We start from the raw sequence: 15268 nt of genomic DNA on the forward strand, positions 1-15268 counted from the left end.
TGTGTGTCAGTGCGCTGCCTGCATTGATGTCGCTTCCGGCCCTTGCTGAAACGAACCAGAACGCCTCCCGAGAACACCCTATGCGTATCGCACTGCTCGCCAATGGCAAGACCCTGACGTTCAAACTCGAAGACAATCAGACCTCCCGAGACTTCGTCGCCCTGTTGCCGCTCGACGTGGCTCTGGAAGACTATGCCTCGACCGAAAAGATCAGCACGCTGTCACGCAAGCTGACCACCGAAGGCGCACCGTCCGGCTACACCCCAGCCGCCAAAGACTTCGCCTATTACGCGCCGTGGGGCAACATCGCGATCTTCCACAAAGGCTCCAAATACTCGCCGGGCCTCATAAAACTGGGCACGCTCGAATCGGACCTGAACCTGATCCGCCAACCCGGTCCGCTGAACGTCAGGTTCGAACTGATCAAAGATTGAGCGCAAAAAAACCCTGCTTTTGAGCAGGGCTTTCGGTCTTCGAGCCGTTACTTCAGGTTGTTTTTGAAGAACTCGGTCAACGTGTCGAACGGGATCAACTTGACCCGATCGTACAGATCGACGTGACCGGCCCCCGGCACAATCACCAGTTGCTTGGGCTCACCGGCAAGCTTGAAGGCTTCCTGGCTGAACTCGAGCGAGTGCGCTTCGGAGCCTGCGATGAACAGCATCGGACGTGGCGAGATCGTGGCAATGTCATTGAACGGGTAGAAGTTCATGAACTTGACGTTGCTGGTCAGCGTCGGGTGGGTGGTCAACTTGGGCGACTGCCCCTCAGGCGTATACTGGCCACGGGGCGTGCGGTAGAAATCGTAGAACTCGCGCTCGATCGGGTGAGACTTCTCGGTAATTTCGTGCACGGTGCCGCTGGTGTATCGGGTCTCACCGCCGGCAAACTCCACGTCACGTTGCGCGGCAGCTTCAGCGATGAGTTTCTTTCTCTGTTCCAGCGTCTGCGAATGATTGAGTGCGTCGCGATTGGCGGCCCCCATGTCGTACATGCTGACGGTCGCGATGGCCTTCATTCGCGGGTCGATCTTGGCTGCACTAATGACGAAGCTGCCGCTGCCGCAGATACCCAGAACGCCGATGCGGTTTTTATCGACGAAGGTCTGGGTGCCGAGGAAGTCCACCGCAGCACTGAAGTCTTCGGCGTAAATATCGGGCGACACCGCGTTACGGGGTCGGCCTTCGCTTTCGCCCCAGAAAGATAAGTCCAGGGACAGGGTCACGAAACCCTGCTCCGCCAGCTTCTGTGCGTAAAGATTGGCACTCTGTTCTTTTACCGCCCCCATTGGGTGACCGACGATGATGGCCGGTGCCTTGACGTCCGGGTTCCAGCCCTTGGGAATGAACAGATTACCGGCCACCCGCATCTTGTACTGGTTATTGAATGTCACCTTCTGCTGAATGAGCGTGCTGCTCTTGTAGAAGTTGTCTGCACCGTTGGACATATCTGCTCCCGTTGCCGAATATGAGCCCACTAAAAGCCCAAGCATCAATAGAAATTTCTTCATTGCGGTTTTCCTGAGTCGAGGGATAAACGAACGTTCTTTTTTGCTTCATTCATTGAATCCAACAGTGCGCATCGCAGCCCAGGCAAAGACTGCCGAACCAAGCAAGGCCACGCCGCCGAACGCAAAGGGACTCCACCAGCCCAGATGGTCGAGCAGCGCGCCACCCACACCGGCTCCCACCGTGATTGCCATCTGTATGGTCGCGACCATCAAGCCGCCACCGGCCTCGGCGTCGTCGGGCAGCGTGCGGCTGAGCCACAACCCCCAAGCCACTGGCGCAGGCGTGGCCACAAGTCCCCAGACACCGAGCACGATGGCGACGGCCACAGGCGAATGCCCGATGGCAATCAGTGCGACGGCCAGCACCGCCATCGCCAGCGGAATCGCGATCAGGTAGACGTAAAGGCGTTTTTGCAGCAGCGCGCCGATCATCCAGGTCCCGGCCAGACCGCAGAGGCCAAGCAGCAGCAACATCATCGACAAGGTGGTCACGCTCACGCCGGTGATGCTTTCCAGAAAAGGACGCAGGTAGGTGAACACCGCAAACTGGCCCATGAACAGCCACATGATCGCGAGCATGCCGATGGCCACCTGCGGGTTGCGCAGCAGCTTGAAAGGATTGGTCGCTCGGGCGTTCTGTGCACGGCTCATCGCCGGGATGCTCAGCCATTGCCAGGCGAAGGCCAGCACCGCGAGCGGGATCACCAGAAAGAAGGCACCGCGCCAGCCGATGTACTGGCCCAGAAAACTGCCCAGCGGAGCGGCGACGGTCGCGGCCAGTGCGTTACCGCCATTGATCAGCGCCAGCCCCTTGGCAACCGAGTCTTTGGGCACCAGGCGCATGACTGTTGCCGTCGACATCGACCAGAAGCCGCCAATGGCGACACCCAACAAGGCACGGCCCGCCATGAACACCACGCCGTTGGACGCGAAGGTGACCGTCACACCTGACACCAGCAATAAAAAGCTGAAACCGAGCAGCACCTTCTTGCGATCAAAGCGCCCGGTCAGCGGCGTGTTAAGCAGGCTGGTCAACACGGCAAAGAAACCGGAAATGGAAATCGCCTGGCCTGCCTGCCCCTGACTGATACCCAGATCCTGCGCGATGGGTGTCAGCAGGCTGACCGGCATGAATTCCGAGGCAATCAGCACCACTACGCACAGCGCCATCGAAAAGACCGCGCCCCATGCGGGAGGATGAGCCGCAGCCGCGTTGTGTCCTATCGTTGAATCCATTGTTTTCATGCACCACTGACCTGTCTGAACACGGTCGACAGGCGGCTGCGAGGCATGCATTTCGCCGCCAGTCTGAGGACTGTAAAAATATGAAGCACAGGTTAGGGCAAAGGGATTAGGATGATTAGACGCCGCAATTTCCATGCGATTGTGAGAGAAACTCAGTAATGAGCACACCAAAACTGAATGACCTGCAAGCCTTCCTTGCGGTGGCGCGGGATCAGAGCTTTACCAAGGCAGCCATAAAACTCGGCGTCACGGCCTCGGCGTTAAGCCATACCATTCGCGGGCTGGAAGAAAGAATGGGGGTGCGCTTACTAGCGCGAACCACGCGCAATGTCGCGCCGACCGAAGCGGGCGAAAAGCTGATGAACACCATAGGGCCGCTGCTGGACCAGATCGCCACGGAAGTCGCGGTGCTGGGCGAGATGCGCGACAAGCCTGCCGGCACGATACGCGTGACGTGCTCCGATGACGCCGCCGAGAATATCATTCGCCCCATGCTCGCGGACTTTCTGGCTCAGTACCCGGACATTCACGTCGAGGTGTGCATCGACTACGGGTTCACCAACATTGTCAGCGAGCGCTTCGATGCGGGAATACGTCTTGGGGAGTCGATCAGCAAGGACATGATCGCTGTGCGTCTGGGGCCGGACTGGCGCCTGTCGGTGGTCGGCACCCCCGAATACTTCGAAAAGCACGCCGCACCGCTGCACCCTCAAGACCTGACCCAACACACCTGCATCAACATCCGCCATTCACCGAATGGCAACTGCTATGCCTGGGAATTCGAAAAGGACGGTCGCAAGCTGAACACGCGGGTCAACGGCCAGTTCACCTCCAACAGCATGATTCACGTCATGAATGCGGTTCTGGATGGCGTCGGCCTGGCCTATGTGCCGGATTTTCTTGCCAAGCCGCACCTGGCCAACGGACGGCTCAAGGAAGTGCTTGTCGACTGGAGCCCCTACTTCGAAGGCTTTCACCTTTATTACCCCAATCGCCGCCAGGCATCCCCCGCGTTCACGGCGTTTATGGAGGCGATCAGGTATCGGGGCTGACCCATTACTCGGCGCTGGCCTGGATGGCCTGTGCCACCTTGTCGAGCGAACCCTGGGCAGGCTCGGCCATCAATTTCAGGTCGGTCGCCTTGCCGCGGGCCACCACTTGCATACTCTTGGGCGCACCCTTCGCGTCGCCCAGAATGCGATACGTGGTGTCGCCGCGCACAAAGCTCAGGGCGTGACTGGCAGCGTCGTAGTCAAACCGCTCGGTTTCAGCCTGCGGATAAAGCAGCCCGACCTGATCCTTGGCATCGACTGCCGCGTAGAACACCTGACCGCCAGCCCCTGAACGGAACAGCATCACCCGTTTGCCGGAAGGTGCCAGTTTGAACGACAGCAGAATCTCGCGCTGATCGTCCTCGTCCCATACGATGCTGGTGGTGCGTACCATCTTGCCATTCTTGTTCACGCCGACCGTTTCAGTCGGCAGGCCCGAGCCACCCGTGTGATCGATGACCGTCTCGGTCTCCAGGAACGGCTCCCCGTTACGGATGCTGTACGTGGCCATCTGGTGCCAGCAGCAACCGCTCTTGGTCATGGTGCTGATTTCGCGTTTTTTCTCATCGACCCCGAACATGCCGCAATTGGTTTGCGCCAGTTCAGTGAATGAGTCGCTGTGCTTGAAACCCGTCGCGGTGCCAAGGAAGACCTGAAAAGACGGCCCGTGATAGCAGCTGTTCTGGCCGTCCATCAAGGCCAGGTCCTTGATGCCGTCGAAGTTGAAATCCTTGTAGATCAGTACGCTCTGCTCGCCATAAGGCAGCTCTTGCACGTTGGCTTTGACCTTGCCGCTTTTCGCATCGGTATCAAGCACCAGCTCATCGGACTGCACCTTGATCAGTGGCGTGGCACTGGCCTTGCCGTAGACGCTGATGACGCCGGGCCGAAACGTCTCCTCCGTGGTCGCCACTTCCACCGTCGCACGGTATTGGTCGGAGAAGTCCTGCAGGGCGTAAGTCTTGCGGGCAGCCTTGTCGAAAGCCGCCGCGTCCATCTCGCCGTAAGTCTTCTGCGAGTCGCCAGCAATGGCCAGCGTCGACAGCATCAGCCCGGACAGCATCGCCAGCACCCGTAACGCACGCGATGAACCGGCGTGTTGAGGTTTCGATATCAGCATGAAGTGCACCCTGTTTGATAATGCCGCGAGTCTACTTCAGATCTTTTTGATGGCCAGCGTCATATCGCGGCGCGATGCTCGACAAACCGAACGCTCGTGGGGTCGGACCGGGCGGCGGTCCGTTTGTCCGCGAAAACGGCGGTAGACCCGGCGCATAGGCAGTGGCTGAAATACAGCCTTCGCGGACAAGTCCGCTCCTACGGTGCCGTGCCTGCTGCGCGACAGCGCTATATCACAGACGTGGCGGGTATCCCACAGCCTGATCATCATTCGGCTCCAGCGATTATGTTTCGCCATTTGCCATCCACTGCCCTACTCGACCCCGTTAATGCTTTAATCGCGGCCCCTCTTCGATCACGGGATCTTCAGGTGTATGGACATTGAATCACTCTGGCTCAGGACCCAGGAACTGTGGGGTATGCTCGATCAGCACCCTTGGGTGCGTACCGGTCTCGCCCTGATCCTGCTGCTTACCGCCGCGTTGGTGCTCGGCCGCGCGGCGCGCTTTTTGATTCTCTACTCAATGAAGATGCTCGGTCGTCAGCCTGCCTTGCACTGGCTCAACGACTTTCGTCATAACAAGGTCTTCCATCGTCTGGCGCAGATCGTGCCGTCGGTGGTCATCCAGTTCGGTCTGAACCTTGTGCCGGGCCTGAGCGCAACGGGCAAAGGCGTGATTGCCAACATCGCGTTGGCTTTCACTATTTTGTTCATGACCCTGACCATCGGCACGCTGCTCAACGCCCTGCTGGACATCTACGCCCGCACCGAACACGCCCGCACCCGATCCATCAAAGGCTACGTGCAACTGGCGAAAATGATCCTCTACATCTTCGCCGCCATCATCATCGTCGCCACCCTGATCGACCGCTCCCCTCTGTTGCTGCTGTCCGGTCTGGGCGCGATGTCGGCGGTCATTCTGCTGGTCTATAAAGACACGCTGCTGTCTTTCGTGGCCAGCGTGCAACTGACCAGCAACGACATGCTCCGCGTCGGCGACTGGATCGAAATGCCGCAAGTCGGGGCCGACGGCGATGTGGTCGACATCACCCTGCACACGGTCAAGGTACAGAACTTCGACAAAACCATCGTCTCCATCCCGACCTGGCGACTGATGTCCGAGTCGTTCCGCAACTGGCGCGGCATGCAGCAATCCGGCGGTCGACGCATCAAGCGCAGCCTGTTCATCGACGCCAGCGCTGTGCGCTTCGTGCGCGACGATGAAGAACAACGCCTGATGCAAGTCCACCTGCTGACCGACTACATCGGCCGTAAACAGGCCGAGCTGCGCGCCTGGAACCAGGCCCAGGGCAATGTCGCCGAACTTTCCTCCAACCGCCGCCGCATGACCAACATCGGCACCTTCCGCGCCTACGCCCTCGCCTACTTGAAAAGCCAAGCTGAGATCAATCCCGGCATGACCTGCATGGTCCGGCAACTGGAGGCCACGTCCCAGGGAATCCCGCTGGAAATCTACTGCTTCACCCGCACCACCGTGTGGGTGGATTACGAGCGGATTCAGGGGGATATTTTCGATTACCTGATCGCGGTGATGCCGGAGTTTGGCTTGAGTCTGTATCAGCAGCCGAGTGGCGCGGACATGCGGGTGGCGTTGGGTGGGGGTGGAGAGGATTAAGATGGCTAGAGGGTCGGTGGCGTAACACACATGCGGCTATCCCACTGAACTACCGGACCGACCCTCCAGTCAGGATGCTTAACCGCCCTCTCCCGTCCCGAGGTTCGAACATGCCCGACTACCTCCTTGATTACCTCTTCAATGACGAGCCCCGCAGCCACGCGCTGAAACTCGATCAGCCTGAACTGCCTGCTCACAAAGCGGCCCTTCACTTGCTTGAGCTGCATTTTGGCGATGCGGAGAACAGCCTGATGATGCCCAACGCCGATGCGACTGCGAATGAAGTTCTGGCCAAGGCTCAGTTAGTGGGATTGACGCAGATCCATGTCGTTGAAAAACCCGCCTGAGGCCTGGACACAGTGCATGAACCCGACAACCCCTGACGGACGTTACTTTGTCGTCAAAGGACAACTGTGGCGCTGCTCGAATCCCTCACTCGAGGAGGACGAACGCCAAAGGCTTGTGAACGCCCTCATGGATGCGCGGCGGGCTGTGAAAGCCGCGAAAGCGTCAGGCGATGCTGAACAGCTCGAGCAGGCCAGAGCGGAGGTCGACGCGGCCAAAGTGGCGCTTGGCGAGCGCGGACCGGTTTGGTGGGAAGATGGCGCGCCGGACTTCAACAGGCACAAGGTCGACAACACGCCCTATGCGGCGTGGTATAGGTCGACCCAGTCCTGAACGAACATGCTTGGGTCGGTTGCGCCTTACGTCAGATCATGCAACCCCTTCCCCAACGGTGGCCCCACCTGAAAGCTGGAAAACACCACCTCCAACCCGCCTCGCTCCGGACTGCAGCACATCGGACCTATTGAACACGCGCCCACTGGAAACGGCGCCAGCCGCAACAACGGCCAGCGTACGCCATCCGCTGAGTGCTGAATTCGCATCACGCCTTCGTCCACCGTGACCCGCAACCACAGGCCGGACGCTGATTCGTCGAACTGCCCGGTGGCCCAGTCCGATTGGTTTCGGGTTAGCACGCTGCCCAGCATGAGCGCGCCGTCACTGACTTCGACGCCAGTCTTCATCCAGTTGCGCTCATCAATACGGACCATGAGCCCCGCCTGATCGTAGAGCGTCTTGAAGTTGCCTTGCACATGGACCTGAGCCGTGAATGCACCGGAGACTGGCACGCCAAGGAAATGTCCGCTGTCGCGACAGAAGCCATAATGGGTTTCACGCCAGAAATCGGTGGCAGCGTCAGTGGTTACCCTCAGATTTTCATCGTTTGCATGCCACTGTTTCGGCTCGTTGTACCAATGACCTTTCTCGAACATGACAGTCTCCTTCACGGCAAAGTCAGGGTATGCGGATGACGCAACGGTAGCAGCTTTGCCGGGATGATATTGCAACCGGACTCTGATAGATCATGTTGTATAGTCGCCTGCGCCCGCTCTTCATTCTGATGGCTCATGCCCGTTATATGGACGCAGTGAGCCAAACAGCTTGGCTCATCCGGCTCATTCCAACAGCCTGAAAACATCATCCAAAAAAGGGGGTAACCATGAGCGAGAAGAAGACACTGCTACTGACAGGCGCAAGCCGGGGCATCGGTCATGCCACCGTCAAGCATTTCAACGCAGCCGGCTGGCAGGTGTTCACAGCATCGCGTCAGAACTGGGTCGCTGAATGCCCCTGGGCCGAAGGCCTGCTCAACCATATCCATCTGGATCTGGAAGACATCGACAGCGTCAGTGCCAACATGGCAGCGATCAAGGACAAGCTGGGAGGACGTCTCGACGCGTTGGTCAACAATGCCGGGGTGTCACCCAAAGGCCCGGAAGGTGCGCGCATGGGCGTACTGGAGTCCGATTACAGCACCTGGATAAAAGTGTTCAACGTCAATCTGTTCTCCACTGCCCTGCTGGCTCGCGGCCTGTTCGACGAACTCAAGGCAGCCAAAGGCAGCATCATTAACGTCACGTCGATTGCTGGCTCCAAAGTGCATCCTTTTGCCGGGGTCGCCTATTCCACGTCCAAGGCCGCACTGTCGGCGCTCACCCGAGAAATGGCCTATGACTTCGGGCCACACGGAGTGCGGGTAAACGCAATCGCGCCGGGCGAGATCGACACCTCCATCCTGTCGCCCGGTACGGCGGAAATTGTTGAACGACTGGTGCCCATGCACCGCCTGGGCAAACCTGAGGAGGTCGCTTCGCTGATTTACTTCCTCTGCACCAGTGGCGCGTCTTACGTGAATGGTGCGGAAATTCACGTCAATGGCGGGCAGCACGTCTGATTCATCGTTCAGGCCTCACGCAACAAAACCCGGCACAGTCGCTCGACGAGTGCCGGCAATGCCCCACCCGCATTAACGGGGCGCATCTCACCCTTTTCCCCTCCCGACACCTGCGATTAAAACGGATGCTGTCCGCCATCCTGTTTTTGACGCCAATCTGTCGACACTTGAAAAGTGCTCCGCCATAAATACGACGGCCACTATATTGACGTAGATAGGCCCCACTTCGACGAAAATATAGTCCATATCACGCAACTTTTTTAGAAACCAAGGTCTGATTTCTCCGGGCGCTGCAATGTTCACTTCATTTCCAAATCTTCGTCGCCTGGAGTAATCCCATGATATTCAATGCAAAAGACTATGGAGCTTTGGGCGACGGCGTCACGGACGATACAGCGGCACTGCAATCAGCCATCGATGCGGCAGCCGCCGCCGGAGGGGGCGAGGTCGTCATGGCCGCCGGGACGTATGTCGTTTCGGGCGGCGAGGAGCCTTCCGATGGCTGCCTCATGCTCAAGAGCAACATCACCCTGTCAGGGGCTGGCATGGGCGAAACCACCATCAAGCTGGCGGACGGCTCGGACACCAAGGTGACTGGTATCGTGCGCTCGGCCTATGGCGAAGAAACCCACGACTTCGGCATGAAAAACCTGACACTGGATGGCAACCGTGACGCCACCACCGGCAAGGTGGATGGCTGGTTCAACGGTTACATCCCGGGCTCGACCGGCAAAGACTCCAACGTCACGCTGGACAGCGTCGAAATCAAGGATTGCTCAGGGTACGGTTTTGACCCGCACGAGCAGACCGTGAATATGGTGATTCGCAACAGCGTGTCCCACGGCAACGGCCTGGACGGCTTCGTGGCGGACTACCTGAGCGACAGCGTGTTCGAAAATAACGTGGCCTATAACAACGATCGCCACGGCTTCAACGTGGTGACCAGCACCCATGACTTCACCCTGAGCAACAACACTGCCTACGGCAACGGCAGCACCGGCATCGTGGTGCAGCGCGGCAGCGAGAACATCCCTTCACCCGCCAACATCACCATCACCGGCGGTGAGGTGTACGGCAATGGCGCGGAAGGCGTACTGATCAAGCTGTCCACCGACGTGTCGGTCAGCGGCGTGAACATCCACGACAACGCCAGCGCAGGCGTGCGTATCTACGGCAGTTCCGGCGTGGATCTGGTCGACAATGTGCTGAGCCACAACTCGCTCGGCGCGTCGGTGCCGGAGATCATCATTCAGTCCTACGACGACACCTCAGGTGTGTCGGGCAAGTACTTCAACGGCAGCGACAACCTGATTCGCGGCAACCTGATCACCGGCAGCGACCAGTCCACCTACGGCGTCGCCGAGCGCAACGAGGACGGCACCGACCGCAACAGCGTCGTGGGCAACACCATCAGCCACACCAGCAAAGGCCTGACGCTGATCTATGGGGACGGCAGCTTTGCAGGCGATGCGTTTCCGCTGATTCCGGTGCAGGGCACTGAAGCTGGCGACGTGATCAACGGCGGCGCTGCGAACGAGTTGATGTTCGGCCTTGCGGGCAAAGACACCCTCAATGGCGCTGCGGGCGATGACATACTGGTGGGTGGCGCCGCAGCCGACAAGCTCACTGGCGGCGCAGGCGCCGACACGTTCCGCTTCGATGCCGCCACCGACAGTTACCGCACCGCCACCACCAGCGCCGTCGATCTGATCACCGATTTCGACATCAGCCAGGACCGCATCGACCTGGCGAATCTAGGTTTCAGCGGCCTGGGTAGCGGCAAGAACGGAACGCTGAACATCAGTTACAACACCGCCACTGACCGTACCTACATCAAATCGCTGGACGCTGATGCCAGCGGCAATCGGTTCGAACTGGGCCTGAGCGGAAACCTGAAGGACACGCTGAATGGCAGCCATTTCATTTTTCAGCGTGTCATCGAAGGCACTCAGGGCGGGGATACACTGACCGGTACTGGCGGCAATGATGTGATCAACGGCAATGCAGGCGCAGACCGCATCGACGGCGGCGCAGGTGTCGACCTGATCAACGGTGGGGCCGACGCCGACCTGCTGACCGGCGGTGCCGGTGCAGACGTATTCGTCTACAACTCGCGCCTGGACAGCTACCGCAACTACAATGCCAGCGGCCCCAAACAAAGCGACACCCTGACCGATTTCAACGCAGCCGAGGATCGCATCGACCTGTCCGGCATCGGCCTGCGCGGGCTGGGTGATGGCAGCGGGCATACCATTTACCTGTCGCTGAACGACGACGGCAGCAAGACCTACATCAAGACCGATGCCGTGGACACCACAGGCAACCGATTCGAGATTGCTCTGCAAGGCAACCTGATCGACACACTGAGCGCATCCAACTTCATCTTTTCCAGCGCCTCCTCCGCGAATCAGCCCCCCACGCTCAACACACCGTTGGCGGACCAGAACGTCAGCGAGCTGACCGCGTTTTCCTATGCCGTGCAGCCGGGCAGCTTCAGCGACCCGGACAGCGACACGCTGACCTACAGCGCGACCCTGGCCGATACCAGCGCCCTGCCCGACTGGCTTAAGTTCGACAGCAAGACGCTGACGTTCAGCGGCACGCCAGGCGGTACGGCGTCTGGTATTTACTCGGTGCTGCTGACCGCCAGCGACGCGACCGGCGCCTCGGTGGCCGACAGTTTTGCCATCACCGTTGGTAACGTCGCGCCTGGCATCATGACCGGCACCGAAAACGCCGAGTCGCTGTATGGCACCGAGGGCGACGACACGATCCTTGCCCTGGACGGCGATGACACGGTTCGCGGCGACACCGGTGCGGACGTCATCACTGGCGGCCTGGGCCGCGATGCACTGTACGGCGGTGAAGGTGCCGATACGTTCGTGTACAGCCGCCTCGCAGACAGCTACCGCAACTACGACGCAGGCGGGCTGACGGCCACTGACACAATCTATGACTTCACACCCGGTCAGGATCGGATCGATGTGTCTGCACTGGGCTTTCTGGGTCTGGGCAACGGCGAGAATCACACGCTGTACATGACCCTGAACGAAGCGGGTGACAAGACCTATATCAAGTCCGCAACCCCCGATGCCGAGGGCAATCGCTTCGAAATCGCCTTGAGCGGCAACCTGCTCAACAGCCTGAGCGATACCGACTTTGTCTTGAGCCAGCGCGCGCCACAGGAGATTTTGTACCTGCCGACGCTGGGTCAGTCCAACGCACGACTGATGCGCATGACCGAAGACGACAACCAGTCCGGCACCTCCGAAATGGTCAAGGACCTGACCCGGTACACCGATTACGACGTGCGCAGCCAGTTCACCGATGCCAACGGCGTCGGCATCGACCTGGCAGTCGGCGGCAGTACCGTGGTCGGCTATTCGACCGGCAGCCCGGAAGAACAGCGGGTTTCCTGGTGGCTGACGGACACCGACCAGCCGGGCCAGGCCCTGCTGCGCGCCACCGAGTTGCTGAAGACGCAAATGGCGTCGCTTTCTGCAATCGATAAGGTCACCACGGGCATCATCTGGGGCCAAGGCGAAGAAGCCGCTCAGGAAATCGGCCGCGCCACCGACAAGCAGGCCGCCGCCGAGCTGTACAAGGCGTCGACCCTGAAGGTCTTTGACTATCTGCATGCGCAGGTGGGCGACTTCACGGTGTATATGATGGAAACCGGCCATTACCAGACCGAGGCGGCCAAGGCGCGTGGCTACAGCGAAGACAAGATCAACGCCATTGTCGAAGGCACAGGCTATGTGCGTGCCGCACAGGAAGCCATCGCCAACGAGCGCGGCGATGTGAAACTGGCCGTTGACTACACCGACCTGCCCTTGCGTCATGAGGTCAACCCGCTGGTCTATCCCGACGACGTCTGGCACTTGCATGAAGAGTCCGCCGAGATCGTGGGCCAGCGGCTGGCCGACTTCATCGCTGATGACAAAGGCTTCAGGGGCGACGCCAGCGACAACAACGATCCTGCGTCCATTTTTGAAGGCGGCCAGAACGAAGGCGGCAACATTTTCGGGACGGCCGACGACGACACGCTGGTCGGCAGCGCGGGCAATGACACGATGGACGGAGATCAGGGTGCGGACGACATGGGCGGCGGCGACGGCAATGACATCTACGTGGTGGATAACGCTCTGGATACCGTCACCGAGAGCAACGACTCACCGTCACAGATCGATACGGTTGTGGCATCTGTCAGTTGGCAGTTGGGCGCCAACGTGGAAAACCTGTTGCTCACGGGCGTCTCGGCCATCAATGGCACCGGCAATGCGCTGAAGAACGTGATCACCGGCAATGCCTACGCCAACCTCCTCGACGGCGGCATGGGCGCCGACCTGCTGACCGGCGGGGACGGTTCGGACAGCTACTACGTGGATGACGTGGGCGACCGGGTGATCGAAACCAACGCCAATGCCCAAGTCGGCGGCACGGACACCGTGTACAGCGCCCTTTCAAGCTACACCCTGGGTGCGAACCTGGAAAACCTGGCGATCAGCAGCAGCGGTAGCGCCAACGCCATCGGCAATGGGCTGGATAACGTGCTGTACGCCGGTACGGGCGACAACGTACTCGATGGCCGCGACGGCAACGACACGGTGTCTTATGCATTTGCCAGCGCAGGGGTGACGGTCGCCCTGAACACCAGTGCCCAACAAGCCACCGGCGGCTCGGGACTGGACACGCTCAAGTTCACCGAAAACCTGACTGGCAGCCGGTTCGATGACGCGTTGACGGGCAACAAGGGCGCCAACATTCTGCGCGGCGGCGACGGCAACGACGCGTTGTCGGGGGGAGCAGGCAACGATGTGTTGATCGGCGGTTCAGGCACGGACACGCTGACAGGCGGCACCGGGGCCGATCGCTATGTTTTCGACAGCAGCCGCGACATGGGTCTGGATGTACTGCGCGATGTCATCAACGGCTTCAAGGCCGCCGAAGGCGACATGCTGGACTTCTCTGCCATCGACGCCCGACCGGATACCGATGCAAAGGATGCGTTCGTGTTCATCGGCAACGCCGCTTTCAGCGCCAACACCACTGGAGAGCTGCGCTTTGCCGATGGCGTGCTGTACGGCAATCTCAATGACGATGTGGCACCGGACTTCGAAATCCAGCTAACGGGCGTGCAAAGCTTGCAGGCTGCGGACGTGATTGTCTGATCGGCACGGGCATAACCCTGCGTCGCTCGCGAAAGCCATTTTTAAACCGCCACACTCGCGGCAGACAAACGGCCCTCTTCGCGGGCAAGTCCGCTCCCACAAAAGAGCAGCACGTTCTGGTGGGAGCAGACTTGTCCGCGAAAGCGATCAACGGCGCTACGCCGAAGACGTGGTGAGCCCTCTCACGCGCGCGCTTCAGCCTGCCCTAGTGATCTATCAAGCCACCTGAGCCAGTTTCGCCAGCGCCTGGTTCATGCCTTTCTCGACAAAATCGCCGCCCATGTTCAGGCCTTCCGCGTGAATGAAGGTGACGTCGTGGATGCCGATGAAGCCCAACACCTGACGCACGTAGGGCTCCTGATGATCCAGGCTGCTGCCGGTGTAGATGCCGCCGCGAGCGGTCAGCACAAAGGCGCGCTTGCCGGTCAGCAGGCCTTGCGGGCCGGTTTCGGTGTATTTGAACGTCACACCGGCACGCAGCACGTGGTCGAACCAGGCCTTGAGCGTGCTGGGAATCGCGAAGTTGTACATCGGTGCAGCCAGCACCAACACGTCGGCGGCGATCAGCTCATCGGTCAGGGTGTTGGAACGATCCAGCGCGGCCTGCTCGATATTGCTACGTTGCTCGGCAGGCTTCATCCAGCCACCCAGCAGGGTTTCATCCAGGTGCGGAACGGGATGCGTGGCCAGGTCGCGTACGGTCACTTCATCGCTCGGGTGGGCGGCCTGCCACTGGCTGAGAAACTGCTGCGTCAATTGACGCGAAACCGAATCCTGATGGCGGGCGCTGCTTTCGATGACGAGTAAGCGGGACATGGACAATGCTCCATTGAACGAAATGAGTATGTTCGATGGCGCAGAGGTTAAACGTGACGTTATCGATGAAAAAGCGCAAATACCTGCTTCAATCCATCTAATAAATTGTTTTATACAAACCAGCCCTCTACTCTCAAGCGGCTCAGGCAGGCTGGCAGTTCAGCTTGATGCGCAGCTTGATGATGCTGCGGTTGAACTTGGCCGTCACCTCCGCGCTTTTGCCTGCGGCCACTTGAACGCGCCTCGTGCGGGGCGCTTCAGGACCGTTGACGAACACGACTGAGCACTTGGCATCCACGTCACCGAAATTGTTGACCGAGATGGAACCGATGTCTTGATCGATGTCGTGGGTGACGTAATCAATCTTCACGCCTTGGTACTGTTTTTCCACTTCAATGGGGTAGGCAAAGGCGGTCAACGGCAGCATGGCCAGCAACGCACAGCACACTCGGTTCATTGGGCAGTCTCCAGAACGGGGG

The 15268-nt window shown here is 59.6% G+C and carries 13 protein-coding genes; 7 read left to right on the top strand and 6 right to left on the bottom strand.

Annotated elements, in window-relative coordinates:
* Positions 1-80 precede the first annotated feature (80 nt).
* Positions 81-434 (top strand): cyclophilin-like fold protein, encoded by a 354-nt coding sequence (locus ALP40_RS10145; protein WP_183136025.1) that lies wholly within the window; start codon positions 81-83, stop codon positions 432-434.
* Between the two features lie 47 nt (positions 435-481).
* Here the strand turns inward: ALP40_RS10145 and ALP40_RS10150 are convergent, their stop codons facing one another.
* Together ALP40_RS10150 and ALP40_RS10155 are read right to left on the bottom strand one after the other, a co-directional pair.
* Positions 482-1510, bottom strand: coding sequence for an alpha/beta hydrolase (locus tag ALP40_RS10150; RefSeq protein WP_122208147.1), 1029 nt, complete (start codon positions 1508-1510; stop codon positions 482-484).
* A 45-nt stretch (positions 1511-1555) separates the two neighbouring features.
* On the bottom strand, positions 1556-2755 hold the full coding sequence (locus ALP40_RS10155) for an MFS transporter (RefSeq protein WP_183136026.1): 1200 nt from the start codon (positions 2753-2755) through the stop codon (positions 1556-1558).
* 158 nt (positions 2756-2913) lie between these two features.
* Here ALP40_RS10155 and ALP40_RS10160 point away from each other — a divergent pair, with 158 nt between their 5' ends.
* A complete protein-coding gene (locus tag ALP40_RS10160) occupies positions 2914-3807 on the top strand; it encodes a LysR family transcriptional regulator (protein WP_122208148.1) in 894 nt (297 codons plus the stop codon).
* Between the two features lie 4 nt (positions 3808-3811).
* Here ALP40_RS10160 and ALP40_RS10165 read toward each other — a convergent pair whose 3' ends face one another.
* A complete protein-coding gene (locus tag ALP40_RS10165) occupies positions 3812-4927 on the bottom strand; it encodes an XAC2610-related protein (protein WP_409077512.1) in 1116 nt (371 codons plus the stop codon).
* Positions 4928-5300: 373 nt separating this feature from the next.
* Between ALP40_RS10165 and ALP40_RS10170 the strand changes: the two genes are divergently transcribed.
* The 3 genes from ALP40_RS10170 to ALP40_RS10180 all read left to right on the top strand — a co-directional run bounded on the left by ALP40_RS10170 (position 5301) and on the right by ALP40_RS10180 (position 7241).
* The gene (locus ALP40_RS10170; protein ID WP_122208149.1) at positions 5301-6563 is read left to right on the top strand and encodes a mechanosensitive ion channel family protein; all 1263 of its coding nucleotides are present in this window, start codon (positions 5301-5303) and stop codon (positions 6561-6563) included.
* Between the two features lie 110 nt (positions 6564-6673).
* Complete coding sequence (locus ALP40_RS10175) at positions 6674-6910, top strand: hypothetical protein (protein WP_122208150.1); 237 nt, start codon at positions 6674-6676, stop codon at positions 6908-6910.
* Between the two features lie 16 nt (positions 6911-6926).
* Positions 6927-7241: a hypothetical protein gene (locus tag ALP40_RS10180; RefSeq protein ID WP_122208151.1), complete on the top strand. Its 315-nt coding sequence runs from the start codon at positions 6927-6929 to the stop codon at positions 7239-7241.
* A 26-nt stretch (positions 7242-7267) separates the two neighbouring features.
* Here ALP40_RS10180 and ALP40_RS10185 read toward each other — a convergent pair whose 3' ends face one another.
* Positions 7268-7840: a DUF1349 domain-containing protein gene (locus ALP40_RS10185; protein ID WP_122208152.1), complete on the bottom strand. Its 573-nt coding sequence runs from the start codon at positions 7838-7840 to the stop codon at positions 7268-7270.
* Positions 7841-8067: 227 nt separating this feature from the next.
* Here ALP40_RS10185 and ALP40_RS10190 point away from each other — a divergent pair, with 227 nt between their 5' ends.
* Positions 8068-8802 (top strand): SDR family NAD(P)-dependent oxidoreductase, encoded by a 735-nt coding sequence (locus ALP40_RS10190; protein WP_122208153.1) that lies wholly within the window; start codon positions 8068-8070, stop codon positions 8800-8802.
* 338 nt (positions 8803-9140) lie between these two features.
* Positions 9141-13973 (top strand): M10 family metallopeptidase C-terminal domain-containing protein, encoded by a 4833-nt coding sequence (locus ALP40_RS10195; protein WP_122208154.1) that lies wholly within the window; start codon positions 9141-9143, stop codon positions 13971-13973.
* Between the two features lie 216 nt (positions 13974-14189).
* On the opposite strand, the gene ALP40_RS10200 is transcribed toward ALP40_RS10195, so the two are convergent.
* Both ALP40_RS10200 and ALP40_RS10205 read right to left on the bottom strand, forming a co-directional pair.
* Entirely contained in the window at positions 14190-14789 is a 600-nt protein-coding gene (locus tag ALP40_RS10200) for an FMN-dependent NADH-azoreductase (RefSeq protein WP_122208155.1), read from the bottom strand.
* Positions 14790-14931: 142 nt separating this feature from the next.
* Positions 14932-15246, bottom strand: coding sequence for a 3-phosphoglycerate kinase (locus ALP40_RS10205; protein ID WP_122208156.1), 315 nt, complete (start codon positions 15244-15246; stop codon positions 14932-14934).
* Between the last annotated feature and the right edge of the window lie 22 nt (positions 15247-15268).

It is taken from the genome of Pseudomonas viridiflava (assembly GCF_003702045.1).
GTDB lineage: Bacteria > Pseudomonadota > Gammaproteobacteria > Pseudomonadales > Pseudomonadaceae > Aquipseudomonas > Aquipseudomonas viridiflava_C.

Coding starts and splice junctions, on each gene's coding strand:
- ALP40_RS10160 (WP_122208148.1), top strand. CDS start 2,914: ATGAGCACACCAAAACTGAATGACCTGCAAGCCTTCCTTGCGGTGGCG.
- ALP40_RS10150 (WP_122208147.1), bottom strand. CDS start 1,510: ATGAAGAAATTTCTATTGATGCTTGGGCTTTTAGTGGGCTCATATTCG.
- ALP40_RS10180 (WP_122208151.1), top strand. CDS start 6,927: ATGAACCCGACAACCCCTGACGGACGTTACTTTGTCGTCAAAGGACAA.
- ALP40_RS10170 (WP_122208149.1), top strand. CDS start 5,301: ATGGACATTGAATCACTCTGGCTCAGGACCCAGGAACTGTGGGGTATG.
- ALP40_RS10190 (WP_122208153.1), top strand. CDS start 8,068: ATGAGCGAGAAGAAGACACTGCTACTGACAGGCGCAAGCCGGGGCATC.
- ALP40_RS10185 (WP_122208152.1), bottom strand. CDS start 7,840: ATGTTCGAGAAAGGTCATTGGTACAACGAGCCGAAACAGTGGCATGCA.
- ALP40_RS10205 (WP_122208156.1), bottom strand. CDS start 15,246: ATGAACCGAGTGTGCTGTGCGTTGCTGGCCATGCTGCCGTTGACCGCC.
- ALP40_RS10200 (WP_122208155.1), bottom strand. CDS start 14,789: ATGTCCCGCTTACTCGTCATCGAAAGCAGCGCCCGCCATCAGGATTCG.
- ALP40_RS10175 (WP_122208150.1), top strand. CDS start 6,674: ATGCCCGACTACCTCCTTGATTACCTCTTCAATGACGAGCCCCGCAGC.
- ALP40_RS10195 (WP_122208154.1), top strand. CDS start 9,141: ATGATATTCAATGCAAAAGACTATGGAGCTTTGGGCGACGGCGTCACG.
- ALP40_RS10165 (WP_409077512.1), bottom strand. CDS start 4,927: ATGCTGATATCGAAACCTCAACACGCCGGTTCATCGCGTGCGTTACGG.
- ALP40_RS10155 (WP_183136026.1), bottom strand. CDS start 2,755: ATGAAAACAATGGATTCAACGATAGGACACAACGCGGCTGCGGCTCAT.
- ALP40_RS10145 (WP_183136025.1), top strand. CDS start 81: ATGCGTATCGCACTGCTCGCCAATGGCAAGACCCTGACGTTCAAACTC.